The organism is Corynebacterium sp. HMSC29G08, assembly GCF_001806875.1.
Classification (GTDB): Bacteria; Actinomycetota; Actinomycetes; order Mycobacteriales; family Mycobacteriaceae; genus Corynebacterium.
The window spans coordinates 1-16904 of record NZ_KV786229.1; the positions used below are offsets into that span (position 1 = coordinate 1).

Genomic DNA, 16904 nt, shown 5'->3' on the forward strand with positions numbered 1-16904 from the left:
ACCATGGCGTTACTAAATCGGTGGTCTGAACAATCGCCGCGGCCACAGCGCCGGGCGCATCGAGCGGCGGCATATGCCCGGACCCGGGAAGCACCTGCAGGTACGCGGATGGCCACATCGCCGCCAGCCGAAAGGATTGCGACACGGGTGTTACGTGGTCCCTATCCCCCACCAGGATGTAGCCCGGCATCCCATCCAATACGTCAGCCGCGCCGACTTCGGAGTGCGTCAGCAGATCGTCGAAGAAGCCGCGGTAGGTGCTCAGCGGGGTGTCTTGAATCATGTCTGCGTGAAGACGAATCACGCTTAGCGGCACCGGCCTGAAGTAGAACCCCATTGCCAGCACCGGCGCGATCGTGCGCGTAATCCCGCGGCGCATGCCTTCGGCAAAGTGCGGGATAAAGCGCACCACCAGCTCCAACAACCGCCCCAAAGGACCAGCCAGCATCTGCGGCAGGCCGTGGACGGTAAACGGCTCCACAGCCGAGGAAATCTGCACGCTACCCGCCCACTGAAAGGCGTCCGGATGTCTGCGCATCAGCGACAAGGACACCGGCCCGCCCAACGAATGCCCCACCACAATCACCGGCCCCCTCACTGCCACGTGGGTGAGGACGTTGATGAGGTCATCGGCGGCGTCGTCAATGTTCAAAAGCTCCGGCGGGCACGGACCGGAAGCGCCATGCCCGCGAAGGTCAACCAGCACCTGCCGCACGCCAAGTGGCCGCAGGCGGTCTACTACCAGCGCAAACGCTTCGGAGGCGATGTTAAACCCGTGGACGTACAGGATCGTCGGACCCGCATCAGGCCCGATGTCGTAGAAGCGCACGCGGCCAACCACACCTGTTCTGTCGGGGTTTAACATGGCACCCACCCTATTATGTAAGGCATGCTTTCAGAGCTTTCGCTGCTTATTCAGGACCACTTCGACATCACCCCGGACCCCGCCGCCGCGCTAGGCGACACGGAGCTGACATCCCTTGACATGATCGAGCTGGCCGTGCGCATTGAAGACCGCTTTGGCGTGCGCATCACCGAAGAGGCCTACGCGCAGTGCGAGACGCTCGAAGACTTGGCCGGCTACATCGAGCAGCACGCTAGCGCTGGATAAACTGGTCGATGATCGCGTTGACGGCCGCCGGATTGTCGGCGTTAGTGTTGTGCGCGGCCTCCGGGATCACGTGCAGCGCCAGCCCCTCGTCCGCCGCCCAGCGCTTGCCCATCTCCCCAATCCCGCCAGTCCGGTCGTACTCCCCGACCACCAGTGCTGTCGGACACGGTAGCTGCCAGGGCTTTTGCTTACCGACGCCCCTCGCCACCGCCTTAAACGTCACATCCGCAAGCGCCACGTATTCGCTCTTCGTGTATTCCTTGAGCATCGTGCGGGTGAGCCCTTGGGCTTTGGCGGTGTGGGAGGTTTCGCGTGGGGCGTGATCAAGAATCTTGTCCCAGGTGCGGAGGTGGAGCAGCGGGCCGACGTGCTTGAGGCCCGCGATGAGCAGCGGATTCCAGTATTCGCGGGTCAGCGGCATGGTGCCGATGCCGATGAATCCACTGGCGAGCGCCGGTTCACACTGCATGACGCGCTGGGCTACAACACCGCCGAAGGATTGGCCAACCAGCACCGGGCGCGTAATGCCCTCTGTGGACAGGATTGCGATGAGCTCGCGCGCGATGCGGTCAACGCTGATCGCGCTGAGTTCGTAGGGTCGCGACATCCCATGCGCCGGAGCATCCCATACAAACGTGTTGGCCTTGCCAGCGAAGTGGGTGAGTTGCGCACCAAAGAGCCGGTGATCGGTGAGCATGCCGGGCAGAAACACCAGCCAGGGGCGGTCTTTTCCTGCGGTGCGCGATACCCAGTAGCGGATCTCCCCGTGTGGAGTGCGATGCGTCTCCATGCCAGTGTTCATGCCAGTGTCCATGGCAGCTAGCTTTCCATACTGCTTCTCTTGCTCCGGCCGCTCATTGGCCTGCCGCTCGTTCGCTGGCTGGTCGTTGGCCGGCTGGCCGCGCGACAACCTCAAACATCGGATAGCAAACATCGGATAAGGCCCGAAAAACGGCGAACCGGACCCTATCCGATGTTTGCTATCCGATGTTTAGCGATGCCGCCATCCGCTTCCCTGCAGCCAACGAAAAATCCCGCGGCCACCAGGGAAGGAGGTGACCGCGGGATTCCCGCTGTTTTATTAACCGCCGAATCAGTTGAAACGGAGAATCTGATTCCGCTTGGAAGTGGGCTACCAACTCCGCTTCCAAGAGTTAGCTTAGCCTAACCTTCCCTATGGGCAATAGGGGGTAAAGCTACCCTACCCCCGCCCAGCAAAACGCCCAGCAAAACGCCCGGCAAAACGCCTGGCAAAACGCCTGGCAGCCAAAACGCCCAGCAAAACGCCTGGCAGCAAGCCCGCTAGTCCGCTACGAAGAAGCGCTGCAGGTTCACAAACTCGTCCATACCCACCGGGCCGAGCTCGCGGCCAAGGCCAGACGCCTTCACGCCGCCGAACGGCAGCTCAGCGCCGCGGGCCTGCGGGATGTTGACGTGGATCATGCCGGTGTCAATCTTGGCGGCAACCTTCTTCGCACGCTCCTCGTCCTGGGACATCACGGCACCACCAAGGCCGTAGTTGGAGTTGTTCGCTACCTCGATGGCCTCTTCCTCAGAGGAGACCTTGTACACGGCAGCAACAGGGCCGAAGAATTCCTCGTAGTAGATACCAGAGCCGACCGGGATGTCTGTGATAACGGCCGGCGCGAAGTAGGCGCCTTCGCCATCGATAGTGCCGCCGACGTGCAACGTTGCGCCGGCGTCGACGGCCTTGCCAACCTGATCAACAAGCGTCTCGGCTGCTTCGCGAGATGAAAGCGGATAGTACTCACGCTTCCCCGCTGCACCCGGGTTCAGCGGGTCACCCTTGACGTACTCGCCGGCCAAACGCACCAGCTCCGCCACGAAATCGTCATAAATATCGTCCATCACGATCATGCGCTTGTTGGAGGTGCAGGCCTGGCCAACGTTGGAGATACGCTTCTTCCACGCCGTCAGCGCAGCTTCTGCTGGGTCCGCGGCGTCCAGCACCACATATGCGTCCGTGCCACCGAGCTCGAGCACGCATTTCTTCAGGTGCTCGCCGGCTTGCGCGCCGATGATGCGCCCGGCACGCTCAGAGCCAGTCAGGGAAACGCCCGCGATGTGCTCGCCTGCAATCAGGTCCGCCACCTGGTCGTGGTTTGCGTACACGTTGGTAAACACGCCCTTGGGCAGGCCGGCTTCCTCCAGGATGTCCTGGATGATCTGGCCGGAGCGCGGGCAGATCTCGGCATGTTTCACAATGACCACGTTGCCAGCCATGATCGCTGGTGCCGCAAACCGCGCCACCTGGTAATACGGGAAGTTCCATGGCATGATGCCCAGGATCACGCCGAGTGGAAGCTTGCGCAAAACGGCGGTACCGCCCTTGTCTGTGGGGATTTCCTGGTCCGCGCCGAACTCGGCGCCATGGTCGGCGTAGTAGTTGAAGATCTCCACAACGTCGTTAATCTCGCCGTCGCCTTCCTTGACGGACTTGCCCATCTCCGTTGCAATGATCTCCGCCAGCTCACCCCTGCGCTCATCAAACAGCGCCGCCGCCTTCTTCAACAGCGGCGCCCGGTCTGCGTACGACACCTCACGCCACTGCTCGAAAGCACGAACTGCGGTGTCCACCACCTGATCCAGTTCGGCACCGGTAATGTAGTCGAAGGTCTCCTCGACCTTGTTGGTTGCGGGATTTTGTACTCGATATTGCTTAGACATACGCCCAAGCGTACGTGCGCTGCGTCACTCTCGCTACGAAGTTCCCGCGCTCCGCCAACGCCTCAAGGCCCGCGGCAAACACCTCGATTTCCTCGGCGGTTCCCACGATGCGCTCGCGGCAGGAGTAGGTCCCGTCGGGCGCGCGTCGCCAGCGCGTGAACCACACCTCGCCTGGCTCCCCCTCAGGCAACAGGAGCATTTGCTTCTCGACGCTCCAACGCTGCCCCCTCCCCATCCCCTCCACCTCAAACACGCACTCCAGCACAGGGCTATCCATCTCCGGTCGCGATGAGCGAGTTTCACAAGTGGCCGTCTCGAAGGGTGCAAACATAGTGGTTGTCATGGCTGGGGACCTTTCATGTTTCTATGCGCGCCAACGCACCAGTTTCCGGTGCGCACTTCCGCACGGTCGTGGTGCGTGCTTTTAGCGCGAGACGAGAGGTTCGTCTTCCCCAACGGCCTCTACAAGCGGGTTGCTTCTCGTTGGAGATCTTGCGTCACTCACGTCCCGCCAGCAACCCTCAACCACAACTTGACGCCCCCGTTTATTCAACCTCAACCTCAGCTAGAGCCCCCCCCCAACTCTCTCTTAGAGATCCATTTTTAAACCTATTCCTGACAATACGTTCATTGTTCTATTATCTTTTCAATACCTATAGGAGGGTCGGTTTGTCAGCAAGGGTGGAAACAGCGACTGAGCGAAAAGATTCGGCGACAAAGCAAATACGCAACGATTTTCTAGGGGCATCGCTTGCGTTCCTTTCCTTCCTGAGCGTAGGTGTCATACTATTCGGGATCTTTACACTTCTCGTTTACCTTGATCGCCCTGCCGAATTGTGCCGCGACCTTGGAACCAATAATCCAATCTCTCTTGGGGCACTGCTTACGGGCCTGATTGCGGTTGTTGCACTGTACTACGCAATCGAGATTGATCATTTCGAACGATTTAGAAAGGCTGAGGGAGAGTTCATCCAAACACTTTGCGCGCTCGCTGTTTTAGTGGGCGCGTACGCCAACTTTGTATGGGAGTACCTCAGAGTCCTGGGGGCGAAACTCTCACCAGAATGCAGCAGCCACCCATCTGCTCAAGCCAATGTTTCCCTCAATCTAGAGGAAATGCCGTTGCGGCTGCTGTTTTCCCCACTGCTCACCCCAAACATCGTTCTGCTCATCCTAATCACTGCTTTTGTCATAGGTCTTGCTGATGCCGCTCGAAGCAGCCTGGCATTCACGCTACGGCAACGGGATCGCAAACTTGTTTTTCTCTCGTCCCAACTGAACTGGACACACGAGGTCATCGCGATATACAAACAGGCCAAGGTTACCGAGACGCTGGACCACCCCCGATATACCCGGTGCAGGCTACTTCCCCCAAGAGTGCTGGAGTGGATCGTCCTAATTGTCACCGCGATCATCACCTGTGGTCTAACGGTGCTTATCGTGTTGTGTTTGGTGGAACGCGCTAGCAACAAGACCCCGAATTATCTTTTCGGATATTGGCTGCTTCTGCCAGGTTCTGAGAATAAGCCAATTCTCCTCTGGGTCGTCTTTGCTGCGTTTTTTGGCTTCAGCGAGGCCGCGATGTTTTTTTACAAGCGCCGCATTGTTTCTCGTGAATCCTCTCGAAAAGGAAAGGATTCTCGAATTTTGATCCTCTTTCTCGTCATCTACGCTCTAGCATATCTCCTAGTAGTTGCGCTTTTGGGGCTGATCCCGCTGACAGTTGTATTCATTGCGATATACCTTCGCCTTCTTGTGCACGATCTACAAGTCAAAGATTTGAAGGCGAAGCTGACAATAAAAAAGGAACCGGAAATGCAGGAAACCAAAGGTACTGCACAGACTTCCCCTGAGCCTGCAGAACAGAAGAAGCATTCAGAAGGACCTCGACGCAAGGGCCGACTCTCTGTGAAGGAAATGCTCCTCGGGCTCGGATTGCTCATCCTTGTGTACGTCCTGAAACTCATAGGCCTGAAAAACAAACCGACACCAGAGAAGGAAGCAGAAGTGGAAAAACCACAGAATGACCAGCAGCCTTCCTCCCCCGAGCCTCAAACGAAGAAGAAACCCGTCAAAGAGAAGTTGAAGTCTCTCTTTAGGGGCCCCGACTTCGGAAGCCGCATTTCGTTCCGAGAAACTCTGCAAAAAGTCGAGAAAATGCAACAGAATCTTGAAAAAGATTTTGAAGATCTCAAAGAAGATATCGAAGCAAACAAAGCACGTTAGGTCCGCATCGCTAGAGCATCCGCACCATCAGCACGCCGGCGAAGATCACTGCGAGGCCGACAAGTCGCACGCCGTCCATGGGCACCCGGCGCGCCCCGAAAGCGCCGACGGACTCCATCAACTGCCCGCTGGCGATGGTGCCTGCGTTGAAGGCGATGACCGTCGTCGCCGTTCCCAGGATGGGTGCCAGGCCCGCTCCGCCGATGACAAAGATCGCGCCGACAACACCGCCGAGCCACATCCACCACGGTGCCGGTTTCAGTGGCGTGACAAGTTGGCGCGGGCTGGTGAACAACACGGCGATCAGGAGGATGACCGCGCCCACCAGCAGGTTGATCTCACTGGCAAACAGGGGCGAGCCCGCAAGTGTGCCCACGTAGCCATTGATGGCGGCTTGCATTGCGCTGCCCACGCCGATGGCTACACCGAGCAATCGGTACAACCACACGCTGGCGCCAAGATCCGGGTCCTCGCTGATGGCCGCCGGTGCAGTGCCGCGTCGCAACGGAAGCACCCGCAACACCACAGCAATACCCAGAAGCACAACAAGCGCGCCGCAAAGCCGCCACACAGACACGTCCACCTGGCGGCCACGGAAAAACCCAAAGTGGTCGATGACCAGCCCCATCACCACCTGCCCCAGGATTGGCAGCACCACGGTTTGGACTGCACCGAGTTTGGGAAACAGCAAAATGTTGCCAATGACAAACGTGGCCCCGAAGAGGCCGGAGAGGTAGGCCCACGGTGGGGGCGTCGATAAGAAATGGGGCACAACGTGACCCTGCAGGACCAGTGTGGCCACCGCCGCGAGTGTGAGTGCCACCGTAAAGGAAATCAGCGCGGAGACTATCGGGCGGTTGTTTACGGCCAGGCGCAGGCGCGCGTTCGCTGCGGTCTGAATGGGAATGAGCGCGCCAACCAGCAGCGCAAGAAACAGGTATCCCATGGCTAGTGCAGCTCGCGCCAGATCGCGGTGTTGGTCTCCTGCCAGAGGGGTTTCGCCCAGTCGCCAAACTCGCGATCTGTCAGTGCAACCATGGCGTAGTCGTCTGCCACCCACAGGTAGGTGCCGCTCATGCCGAAGTGGCCGAAGGTGGTCGGCGGCATGCCATCACCAGTCCAGTGCGGGGCCTTCTCCCCCTTCAGCTCAAATCCGAGGCCCCACGGGCACGGCTTCTGCATGCCGTAGCCCGGCACCACGCCACGCAGATCCCCAAACTGGTTGGTGGTTGCCTCGCGCAGGGTTTCAGGGCTGAGCAGCTGCGGGTTCAGCAACTCTTGGGCAAACAGGGCCAAGCTGCTTGCCGACGCCACCGCCCCATGCCCAGCACTGCCCTCCAACACAGCGTCCGTCATCCCCAGCGGCGCAAAGACGCCTTCGTGCAGGTATTCAGCAAACGGGATGCCGGTGGTTTTATCCACGTAGTCCGCGAGGATCTCGAAGCCGGCGGAGGAGTAAATACGGCGCTCACCAACCGGCTTCTGCGGCTCACGCGTGTCAAAGCCAACGCCGGAGGCATGCGCCAGCAGGTGGCGGACGGTGGAGCCTTCCGGACCGCAGGGGCTGTCTAGGTAGAAGGCCTCTTCCTCAACGGCCATCAGGAACCCGTATGCGGCCAAAAGCTTGGTGACGCTGGCCAGCGGGTAGGTGCGGTGTTGGTCGCCGAAGGTCTCCACGTGGCCGTTAGCAAGCACAAGCGCAGCAGAGACGTTGTCTACTGGCCAGTTTCCAAGAAGTTTATTCAGCATTGTTGCCTCCTCGTCTCGCATCCTGCCAACGACGCACCAACCACCACGTGGCCAACACAAACGCACCCGCGAGCAGGCCGGGCCAGATCGCGGGGTTCGGGGAAAACAGGTTGATCACTGCCTGGATCAGCGCAAGCAGCGCGAAGAACCCGACGAACCCAATCAGTGTTTGCCACATGAGGTCACGACGTTGATTCACGCAGGCCAGTGTACTGATGGGGTCCACTGAGCTCTGAGTAGCAATCAGTTCGCGTTTTTCTGCGCTTGCATAATCGCATCAAACAAGCTCGGCATAGCAGTCGATGGGTTAGGGCCGACGCTTCCAGGCGAAACTAGCGCAGCTTTCTTTGCTCGCTGACATGCATCCAAAAAATTCTCAATTGGAAACTCGGTGGAGATGTTCTTGCCTTCCACGAACCCCAGCTCCGTGGCTTGAGGGGTCAGCCTCTCCGCAGCACTGCTCGGTGATGCTTTATCATGATGCCAGATCAACCAAACTTCGAATTTATGGTTACTCACGATCAAACTGATACCTTCATCAGCTGCGAGCGCAATAGCCTGCTGTAAAACAGTCGGTGATTTTCCAACATCACGGCCGTCAACATCAACCACAGCGAAGCATCGCGTGAATTCTGGTATGTCACCTTTGCTTTTACGTGAGCGTGTTTCTTCTTCATTCCGCTTCTCCACGCACTTCTTCACCACATGAAACGGATCTGACTTCCAGTTACCTCCGCGGGCGTTTCCCTTGTCGGTTCTGGGCATTGAAACCAGCTGAACCCCATAACGCTGCTCAACGATGGGGCGCAGCCGTTCAAAGTACTGAGGTTCCGTCAGCACACCCTCGGTAACAATCAGGAATTTTGTTTTCCGTTCAACTCGGGTGCGGCTTTTCTTCGGTCGATATCCACGCGCCGGGTATTTGCGCTTAGGAGCCATCAGCTACCTCCGGCTCTGCGCCCACAGCCTCAAGTACTAAACCTCGAATCAGTGCAGGCGACACACGAGGAAGTGCACCATACCTGCCATCCAGATAACGACGCTCGTAATTCGCGTCCTTCCGCTTTTCAAAACCAGATAATGGGAACACCTCGGATGCACCGCTCTGCAATTTCTCTACAAACCAAAATGCGTTCGTGTCCAAACCCAACGCACTCATATGCTCAAGAAGGTTCGTGTCATGGGAGGAGAAAATGAGCTGAGCACCGTTTACGTTGATAGTTTCATCAGTAAAGGCCTTTACCACCAGCTCTAGCAGCTGAACATGCAAGCTCGAATCAAGTTCATCCGCAATCACCACATGGCCGTTCCTCAGAGCATCAACGATGATCGGAGCAACAGATAACCAAGTCAAAGTGCCATCTGACTGTGCTGCCATCTTCAGCGTGTGGTTCGAGTTGTCTCCCCGGTGAGTGAACATGAGCTGGTAAGCGATTGCTTTTAGCTCGGCGTCAGAAACGTCAATGTACGCGCCAGGCTCGTGAGCCATGTGGAAGCCTTTCAGGCTTCCCTTTTCATTCTTACTCACGTCTTCCAGTCTTTGAGTAAGAATCTTTGCCAACTCGGCCAAGGACGGCGAGAGGTTCTCCTCATCAATGCTGACGTCAACGATTCCTGTATCAGCGGCCTGCATCATCCGAGTGACTTCAGAAAGCTTCAGTTGCCCTTTACGCATCGCACGCGCTAGTTGGCTCAAGCGTTGATCTTTCTGACTATCCCCGAGCGGAAGATAATTCACTCCATCCAAGAGAGCCGATACCGATTCATAGATCAGACCGAGTTTGCCTCTGAGCGCGTGAGAGACCCCAAGTTCGCGCACGCATGCGCGCTCTATCTCACGCTGGAGAGTTCTAGAAACTGCGGAAGAGTTCCACTCCCATTCGACTTCCGGCTGTGCAGTCCGGTTAAACACAGGGGTCCAGCGAACCGAGGGGACATAGGACATCCACTCTTCAACAACCCCTGAGCGGCCAAATGTAAAGCCGTAAAGGTATCGCCTGCCTTTGGCAACGAAGTCGAATTCGAAAAAGCTCGGCTTACCTGGAGAATCCTGGTCCAAGGAGAACGGGGTTGGGATGGTGGAATCGTATTCGTAATGATCCTCATCAAGCCAAGCCGTAGCCGAAAGTTTCATTGCCCGCAACGCGAACACCATGGCTTCCAGAAGGTTACTTTTGCCAGACGCATTGGCTCCGAGTAGGACAGAGACCGGCACGGGCCTCGGCTGCTTGGAATCCAACGGCCCATCGGCAAACTCGAGCGTTTGAATCTCCCGGACGCTTTTGAAGTTGCCGACGCTGAAACTGAGCAAGTTAACGGACACGCCTTAACCATAATGGGCTATTGAACGATTTGCGCGATAAACCCAACTTAAACTCCGAATCCTCCGCACTTTAAGGTCAGAGCTGCGGTTCAATGCACCCCTCACGCGCTGACAGCGAGAACCGGTGACGTTAGATCCCATATGGCGTCCCCCTGCCATCCCCCAAAACGAAAAACCCCGGTCCTTGCGGGGACCGGGGTGGTGGCTCCTCCAACTGGGCTCGAACCAGTGACCCTTCGATTAACAGTCGAATGCTCTGCCAACTGAGCTATGGAGGAATATTTTGTTTTTGTTGCTCTCAAGCAACGAGTCATAAGATTAGCGCCGTATGTACAAAACGCAAAATCGCGAGGTCATTGGCACTAATTGGCGCTAATGGGCGCTAATTGGCGTTATTGTAGAAGCATGAAAAAACCATTGTTAGCACTCACCGCAGCCGCAACACTTACGCTTGCGCCCGTGACAGTTGCTCCGGCGGTGGCCGATACGCCAGCGGATACCGAAAACGGTACGGACAGCCAGACCGATACCGGCACCGAAACCGACAGCTCTTCTAGCGGGTCCTCGGATTCTGACCTGAGCGCAGGTGAGATCGCCGGCATTACCATCGGCGTCCTCGCACTTGTTAGCGCAGGTGTAGCCCTTGGCGTGCAGGTCGGCTTGATCAAGATCCCTGGCCTGGACATGTCCAAGTGGCCGACGATTAACGTCCCGGGTATTACGCCTCGGCCGCACGCTTCCGCGACGCCGAATGACTGCTCCCCTGCCAACTTCGACGCCCTGGTCCCCGGCTGGCCGAACTTCACCGGCACAACGGTGCACTACTGCGACGGACAGTGTGCCAAGGCTGGCGCCAACCAGACGGACTGGAACGAATCATTCCACAAGGTCAACGGCCGCTGGGCACGCATCGAACCCGCGGGAGATGTAAACGGTTTCAAGTGCTACGACGTTGCAGATATGCAACGTAAGGGCGCACCGCGGGCGTTTACGGACCAGGTGCTCAGCTGCCGGTAGTTCGGCGCCTTAACTCCCCATGACCAAGCACCAGGCAGCCCGCCCGCTCGGCTGTCGTTCTTGCTGCATTGATCGCACTGGCAAGCGTCCCAAGGCTGCCTTCGAATGGGAATCACTCGAGCACTACAGCGAGGCCGAGTATGCCAACGCACTCGAGGGATACCCGCTTCCAGTGCTGCAGCGCGCGTACGCAAGTTTCACTGACAAGCTCAACCGCGCAACCTCTGGTGAGTTGAGTTTTGGCGACGGCCACCGTTTCGACGTCACCCATATCCGTGCAACCCAAGACATCCTTGAGCTGAAGTGGGCAAATAATCCACCACAGGCGAAGGGCCGAACCATGCTCTGGCTGCGCATCTACTTCACAGAGCCAGCCCGCGCCCCGCGCTTGTTGCTGAAGATCCGAATGCAGCTCAAAGGCGTAGACGATAAAAATGTGCAGACCCAGATCGCGTTGGATGCCCAGCGTGATTTTGACGCTTGGATAGAATCGCAACAAAGCGGAAAGTGAGGTGTTCCATGTTTGACGGCTTAGCTAAGTTTTTTGGCATTGATCTAAATTCGGATGGTGTGAAACTCGCCCAGGCACAGATTGCGCATGACCGTCATGCGCTCCAGGCGTTGATTGATCGTCGCCTCGAGCGTTTCGACGATGCCGCGAACTTCGCAACCCACATCGGTGTTTCTGCCGAGGAACTTTCCCAGTTTGAACAGGACCCGGTGGACTTTGACCTGCCGTTCATCCGCGCGTACGCGCACGGCTTGGGAGTAGAGATTGTCCATTATGTCCAGGAGTTCCGCGCACCCGATGCCGCGGCACAGTTCGCTCTGATGGAGGCTCAGTACTCCCAGCTGGACCGCGCAAAGGCGCTTCTTGGGTCAAAACCCTCCAGATAAAAAGGACTGCGCATGAATGAGCACTCTCAGGCTGGTGACACACCCACCACGTTTGAAGTCACACCCGATGTTGTTAAAGAGATTACGTCCCTAGCTCCGCGAATAGCTGGCATTACGACGATCCGCTCAAACATCAAACCCATCACCAAAGACGGCGACCTGCCACCCCATCGTTTTCTGTTTTCCCTGTTCGCTTTTGAGATGGAGGATCCGTCCCGGGTCAACGTGTTTGCAGACCTGGATGTGGGCAATGGGATGACGACAGCCGGTGCGACGGTGTGCCTCAAGATCATTTTCGACGACCACATCAACGAACGCATCACGCAAGCTCAGGGGTTAGCGTTAGCCAACTGGTGCGCGGATCTGGGTTACGACCTCGTCTCCCCCGTGGTACGAAGCTTGACGGTAAACGACGCTTCTTTGCGAGACACCGAAATCCCCCTAGTAACCGTCCACCCCGAAATACGGTTTGTGACTCTCGAAGACCAACAGGGCACCCGCTCTGCAGATTAAACGAGCGGGCACCTCAGCGTCTCCTCCCCGTCCGCTAGGGCCAGCCGCTGATAGCAGCCAAGCAAACGCACGCAGTCAAAAGAAGAATCCAGCCCGCCTGGCAAGAGTGTGGGCTGGATTTCTATTTATCGCGGGTCCTTTTCACAACCAACCCCGTCACCATCACGGTCCAGGTGACTGTCGTAGCCCGGTTGTCCCGCGTAGATTGGCCCACCGATGGCGTCCCAAACCGCCCTGCAGTTCCTGTAATACGCGGAAGGTTGCTGCGGCGCCTGCACCGGTGCAACGAACTGCTGCGGGACTGCTTCCTGTTCAGCACGTTCACGCTGAATCCGCTCCTGCTCCAGGCGCTCCGCCTCAGTCACACGCGCACGCTCAGCAGCTTCCTCGTCAGCCGACGTAGTCACGGACGTGGCAGACGTACTCGCAGCTGGCGAAACAGAGGAAGACACAGAGACAGAGGAAGACACAGTAGTCGGTGGAGTACTCGACGGCGCAGAATCACCATCCTCATCCTCCAGCGGCATGATCACCGTGCCAACAACGAGTGCAACGATGCTGCCAATAGTCACCACCGGCCAATGACGGTTCACTTTCCGAGGCGGCTGCACACCACTCATCCCCTGCAGCACCAGCCGGTCTGCCTCAGTGAGAAACTGTGCGAGGTTTTCGTTGGTCTGCAGAGTCTCCCGGTATTGACGAAACGCCTTTTCATCCTTCCCCGTGCAGTACATCCACCATGCACTGGGGGCAAAGAACGCAAGACCAAACAGGATAAATCTCGCGGTCTCTGCGAAAGATCCCCCATCAATCACTCCAACAAGGATGCTAAGGAAGCCCCAGAGGAACCCGCCCCACGCCAGAATTCTCTTCCAGGATTTCGGCTTTTGGCCCACAACCGAATCGTCCACGTTAGGCAAAGCGGTCACGCTACAGCTACCTCCTAGCGCTCATGGCGGGGGTGGTTCCGCCAGCTCTAACTAGGAATCAGTTAACCACGAATCACATCCCAAAGCACCCCACACAACACCCCAAAGCACCCCGCAAAACCCCACACCACTAAGGCAAGATCAACCCGGAAATAATCCCCGCCGCGAAAGCACCGGCGACGACAAAAATCCACCAAGGCTTAATCACACTGGGCAGTTCCACACCGCGCGTTCCTTGGGTCTCCTCGTAATCTGCAGCCGCCACCAACGGATTGTGATACCCGTTTCGGTGCAACGTCTCCAGGTATTCACGAACTGTCTTTCTGTCCTTAAACGACGCGTAATACCACCACACCCCCGGCAGAAAGAACGCCAGCCCAAACAGCAGCATGCCTACAAATACCCGCCATACAAACGCCTGTGGGGCGTAATCGGTTGCAAAGATGTCCAGCACAATGATCATGAACCCAAACAACGTCGCCGCCGTGGCCCAGAATCCTTCCCACAGGCTGATCTTGAGATACTCGTCAGCCCAATCCTCTGTATTTGCTGGTGTGCTCACGTTGGACTACCTCCTCGTGCGTCTCGGCCGAAGTGCCCCACCTGCCGTGCTTAGGGTGCAGTAAACCACGGTTCGCCCCACCAGACCCGGGTGCTCTACCAAGTCCCAGAAGCTTCACACCGCATGTACGGGAAATCTCAACCCACCCCCCACAGCCACTCACCGAGTCTCTGCACATCAGCATTTTTCACTAAGAGCCCAGCTCATTTCTTCCGTTTAGCTTTCACAAGCCAGCAAGATACGCATCAATTTCCTGAACCAACTGTGGAGACGGCAGCTCAAGACCGAGTTTGATTTTCTTTTCCTCGGACAACCACTCGTTGACGGAGTACAGGTTCCAAGGTTTCTGGGGATTCTCCCCACCACCAACACTCCACGTCAGTGAGACCTGCGCGTTCTCGCTCCATTTCTTTGCTTCTCGACGCTCCACGCCAACCAACCGCGCTATATCGGCAATATCCACCGGTAGCGGTTCAACCCGTTTGATTTCCAAAGCACATTGATCCTTCAAGCGGCGAATGACACGTATTGCTTGTTCGTATTGACGCCCGGCTGCAGCCCCCAAGTCGACCTCAGCCATAACTACACCGTTCTGAAGAACAAATGACGCTTCAGGCATTCGCTCTTCGATAGCGCTAATACGCTCTTCATCGCTGAAATCTATCCCATCTACTTCCAGCCTCAGCACCGTCGCCAACTCTGATCCCATAACCACAACCTACAGCCCCACAGCCACTCACCCGCAGAGCCAGTTTGCTTATCGACGCCACCGCCCACCTCCCCAACTGCCCACCCCAACTACACTGACCTCGTATAACCCCAGCCCCTACCCTGTGGAGCGCCCATGTCAGATGTGCACGATCTTGAGGCCCGCGTGCAGCGTCTAGAGCGCGCGCTCGCGAAGCTGCTTGGCACCGACGACTTCGAGGCCCTCCTCGCACCACCAGCACCACCAGCACCCACATCAACCATCCCCAACCCCAGCATCACCCAAACCGAAACCGTCACAGTCTCCAACGCCTCTTCCCCAGACGCAAAACTCCGCCTGTTCGCCGACTACTTCCGTGGCCGCGAGGACGTGTACGCAACCGCTTGGCAAAACGGCGAGAAGAAAGGCTGGTCACCGGCCTCCTACGGCCGCTACGACCGGGATAACCCGAACCTCAAGCCCCTCACCCCGCAAGTCCTCGAGCAGCACCTCCGCCGCGATAACACCCTCCACGTCGGCCTGTATCCGCTGTGCAAGGGCGATACCTGCTTCCTCCTTGCGTGCGATTTCGACGATGCTGACTTCCACACCGCCGCCCGCACCTACGCGGACACGTGCCGCGAGTTCGGCCTCGACCCGCTCATCGAGATCTCCCGCTCCGGCACTGGCGCCCACGTATGGCTTTTCTTCAACGAGCCAGTCCCCGCCTCCCTCGCTCGCACCGTAGGTGTCGGCCTCCTCGCCAAAGCCAGCCCGAAACAGTACTTCGCCAGCTTTGACCGATTCTTTCCCTCCCAGGATACCCTGCCGGGCAAGCGCCGCGGATTCGGCAACCTCATCGCGCTCCCGCTCGCCGGTCAGCATCGCGCCGAGCAGCGCACTGTATTCGTCAACCACGACTTCGAGCCCGCCGAAGATCAGTTCGCCGCCCTCGCCAACACAGCCAAAGCCTCCAAGCGCCAGCTCAAAGAAATCGCGGCAGCCCTCCAACCGGATCCGGATACCCAGCTGCCCCAACCACCGACCAAGGCAGAACTCAAAGCGCTCAAACGCTCCGGCAAGGTCCAAGTAACGCACGATTCCCGCGTCCACATCAACCTCAAGGGCGTCGACGCCACCACCGCCAACGCACTTCGCCACCTCGGCGCGATCCCCAATCCGCAGTTCTACATCCGCCAGGCCCAGCGCCTGTCCACATACCAGACTCCCCGCCTGATCATTCGTTTCGACGAACACGACAACACCCTCACACTCGATCGCGGCACTCTCGACGACGCCATCAGCATCCTCAAAACTGTCGGCTACACCGTTACTCGCCGGAGCAAAACCCCAAAGCCGCGAACTATGCCAGCCAAGTTCACCGGCGAGCTCTACCCCGCACAGCAAAAGGCAATAGACGAGATGCGCAAACACCGCACCGGCGTTCTCGTCGCTCCACCCGGCGCCGGCAAAACGGTCATGGCCTGCGCCATGATCGCACACCGCCAAGTCCCTACCGCCATCATTGTGCCCAATGTAGAGCTCGCCGCCCAGTGGCGCGACGCACTGACCACTTTCCTCAAAAGCCACGAAACCACACCCACGATTGGCCAGCTCGGCGGCAAGTCGAAGAAACTCAGCGGCGACATAGACATCATCACCGCCCAATCAATCAGCCGCGCCGACTCCCGCACGCAGTTCCTTGCCAAATATGGCTATATCATCATCGACGAATGCCACCGCGTCGGCGCCGCCGGCCTCACCCGTGTACTCGCAGACCTCAACGTCCGCTTCGTCACCGGGCTCACCGCCACCCCGTTTCGCTCCGACGGCCTCGACGAACTCCTGCCGCTTATCTGCGGCCCCATCCGCCACACCATGGAGATCGAGCGCCCCGGCCCGAAGCACTACGTCGTACAGACCACCGAGTTCACCTTTGATGAGCCCCACCTCTACTGGCCCGACCTCGACAACGCACTTGCCGCCGACCAAACCCGCAACGCCCTAATCGCCGAGACCATCGCCCGCGCCGCCACCAGCGGCATGAACGTCCTCGTCTTGGTCAAGCGCCGCGAGCACATCACCGCGCTCGAAACGCTCCTCGCCCGCAATCACCCGGATCTCCCAGTCCCCGTCTTCACCCTCCACGGCGCACAGCAGGCGAAAGACTGTTGCGACCGGCTATTTGGTAGCAGTGTCGT

The 16904-nt window shown here is 58.1% G+C and carries 19 protein-coding genes and 1 tRNA gene; 7 read left to right on the forward strand and 13 right to left on the reverse strand.

Annotated elements, in window-relative coordinates; all coding sequences use genetic code 11:
* On the reverse strand, positions 1–865 hold an 865-nt coding region (locus tag HMPREF3101_RS03910; protein ID WP_141737346.1), incomplete at its 3' end, for an alpha/beta fold hydrolase.
* Positions 866–889: 24 nt separating this feature from the next.
* On the opposite strand from HMPREF3101_RS03910, the gene HMPREF3101_RS03915 reads away from it, so the two are divergent.
* Positions 890–1111, forward strand: coding sequence for an acyl carrier protein (locus HMPREF3101_RS03915; protein ID WP_070462795.1), 222 nt, complete (start codon positions 890–892; stop codon positions 1109–1111).
* Here HMPREF3101_RS03915 and HMPREF3101_RS03920 read toward each other — a convergent pair.
* The 3 genes from HMPREF3101_RS03920 to HMPREF3101_RS03930 all read right to left on the reverse strand — a co-directional run bounded on the left by HMPREF3101_RS03920 (position 1098) and on the right by HMPREF3101_RS03930 (position 4142).
* A complete protein-coding gene (locus HMPREF3101_RS03920; protein WP_168160156.1) occupies positions 1098–2027 on the reverse strand; it encodes an alpha/beta fold hydrolase in 930 nt (309 codons plus the stop codon). The two genes, HMPREF3101_RS03915 and HMPREF3101_RS03920, sit on opposite strands and share 14 nt — an antisense overlap.
* A 386-nt stretch (positions 2028–2413) precedes the next feature.
* Positions 2414–3799, reverse strand: coding sequence for an NAD-dependent succinate-semialdehyde dehydrogenase (locus HMPREF3101_RS03925; protein WP_070462798.1), 1386 nt, complete (start codon positions 3797–3799; stop codon positions 2414–2416).
* Positions 3792–4142 carry a hypothetical protein gene (locus tag HMPREF3101_RS03930; RefSeq protein WP_141737347.1) on the reverse strand — a complete coding sequence of 117 codons (351 nt, stop codon included), beginning with the start codon at positions 4140–4142 and terminating at the stop codon, positions 3792–3794. The genes HMPREF3101_RS03925 and HMPREF3101_RS03930 overlap by 8 nt, the downstream gene beginning before the upstream one ends.
* Before the next feature lie 326 nt (positions 4143–4468).
* Between HMPREF3101_RS03930 and HMPREF3101_RS03935 the strand changes: the two genes are divergently transcribed.
* Positions 4469–6025, forward strand: coding sequence for a hypothetical protein (locus tag HMPREF3101_RS03935; RefSeq protein WP_141737348.1), 1557 nt, complete (start codon positions 4469–4471; stop codon positions 6023–6025).
* 10 nt (positions 6026–6035) lie between these two features.
* Here HMPREF3101_RS03935 and HMPREF3101_RS03940 read toward each other — a convergent pair whose 3' ends face one another.
* From HMPREF3101_RS03940 to HMPREF3101_RS03965, 6 genes are all read right to left on the reverse strand, one after another.
* Complete coding sequence (locus tag HMPREF3101_RS03940) at positions 6036–6971, reverse strand: DMT family transporter (protein WP_070462802.1); 936 nt, start codon at positions 6969–6971, stop codon at positions 6036–6038.
* A gap of 2 nt (positions 6972–6973) precedes the next feature.
* The gene (locus tag HMPREF3101_RS03945; RefSeq protein WP_070462803.1) at positions 6974–7774 is read right to left on the reverse strand and encodes a serine hydrolase domain-containing protein; all 801 of its coding nucleotides are present in this window, start codon (positions 7772–7774) and stop codon (positions 6974–6976) included.
* Positions 7764–7973 (reverse strand): hypothetical protein, encoded by a 210-nt coding sequence (locus HMPREF3101_RS03950; protein WP_371327067.1) that lies wholly within the window; start codon positions 7971–7973, stop codon positions 7764–7766. Before HMPREF3101_RS03950 ends, HMPREF3101_RS03945 begins: the two co-directional genes overlap by 11 nt.
* 44 nt (positions 7974–8017) lie before the next feature.
* Complete coding sequence (locus HMPREF3101_RS03955) at positions 8018–8713, reverse strand: RloB family protein (protein WP_070462806.1); 696 nt, start codon at positions 8711–8713, stop codon at positions 8018–8020.
* Entirely contained in the window at positions 8703–10097 is a 1395-nt protein-coding gene (locus tag HMPREF3101_RS03960) for an AAA family ATPase (protein ID WP_070462809.1), read from the reverse strand. Before HMPREF3101_RS03960 ends, HMPREF3101_RS03955 begins: the two co-directional genes overlap by 11 nt.
* A 202-nt stretch (positions 10098–10299) precedes the next feature.
* Positions 10300–10375 (reverse strand) — tRNA-Asn (locus HMPREF3101_RS03965).
* 127 nt (positions 10376–10502) lie between these two features.
* On the opposite strand from HMPREF3101_RS03965, the gene HMPREF3101_RS03970 reads away from it, so the two are divergent.
* The 4 genes from HMPREF3101_RS03970 to HMPREF3101_RS03985 are packed head-to-tail and all read left to right on the forward strand — an operon-like array spanning position 10503 to position 12524.
* Entirely contained in the window at positions 10503–11114 is a 612-nt protein-coding gene (locus HMPREF3101_RS03970; RefSeq protein ID WP_070462812.1) for a hypothetical protein, read from the forward strand.
* 19 nt (positions 11115–11133) lie between these two features.
* A complete protein-coding gene (locus HMPREF3101_RS03975) occupies positions 11134–11625 on the forward strand; it encodes a hypothetical protein (RefSeq protein ID WP_070462815.1) in 492 nt (163 codons plus the stop codon).
* Positions 11626–11633: 8 nt separating this feature from the next.
* Entirely contained in the window at positions 11634–12011 is a 378-nt protein-coding gene (locus tag HMPREF3101_RS03980; RefSeq protein WP_070462818.1) for a hypothetical protein, read from the forward strand.
* Between the two features lie 12 nt (positions 12012–12023).
* Positions 12024–12524, forward strand: a complete 501-nt coding sequence (locus HMPREF3101_RS03985) for a hypothetical protein (protein WP_070462821.1) — start codon at positions 12024–12026, stop codon at positions 12522–12524.
* Between the two features lie 125 nt (positions 12525–12649).
* Here HMPREF3101_RS03985 and HMPREF3101_RS12400 read toward each other — a convergent pair whose 3' ends face one another.
* The 3 genes from HMPREF3101_RS12400 to HMPREF3101_RS04000 form a co-directional block, all read right to left on the reverse strand.
* Positions 12650–13453: an excalibur calcium-binding domain-containing protein gene (locus HMPREF3101_RS12400; RefSeq protein ID WP_070462824.1), complete on the reverse strand. Its 804-nt coding sequence runs from the start codon at positions 13451–13453 to the stop codon at positions 12650–12652.
* 130 nt (positions 13454–13583) lie between these two features.
* A complete protein-coding gene (locus tag HMPREF3101_RS03995) occupies positions 13584–14015 on the reverse strand; it encodes a hypothetical protein (RefSeq protein WP_070462827.1) in 432 nt (143 codons plus the stop codon).
* Between the two features lie 223 nt (positions 14016–14238).
* A complete protein-coding gene (locus tag HMPREF3101_RS04000; protein WP_070462830.1) occupies positions 14239–14724 on the reverse strand; it encodes a hypothetical protein in 486 nt (161 codons plus the stop codon).
* A 135-nt stretch (positions 14725–14859) separates the two neighbouring features.
* On the opposite strand from HMPREF3101_RS04000, the gene HMPREF3101_RS04005 reads away from it, so the two are divergent.
* A partial coding sequence (locus tag HMPREF3101_RS04005; protein WP_070462833.1) for a TOTE conflict system archaeo-eukaryotic primase domain-containing protein occupies positions 14860–16904 on the forward strand: 2045 nt, incomplete at its 3' end.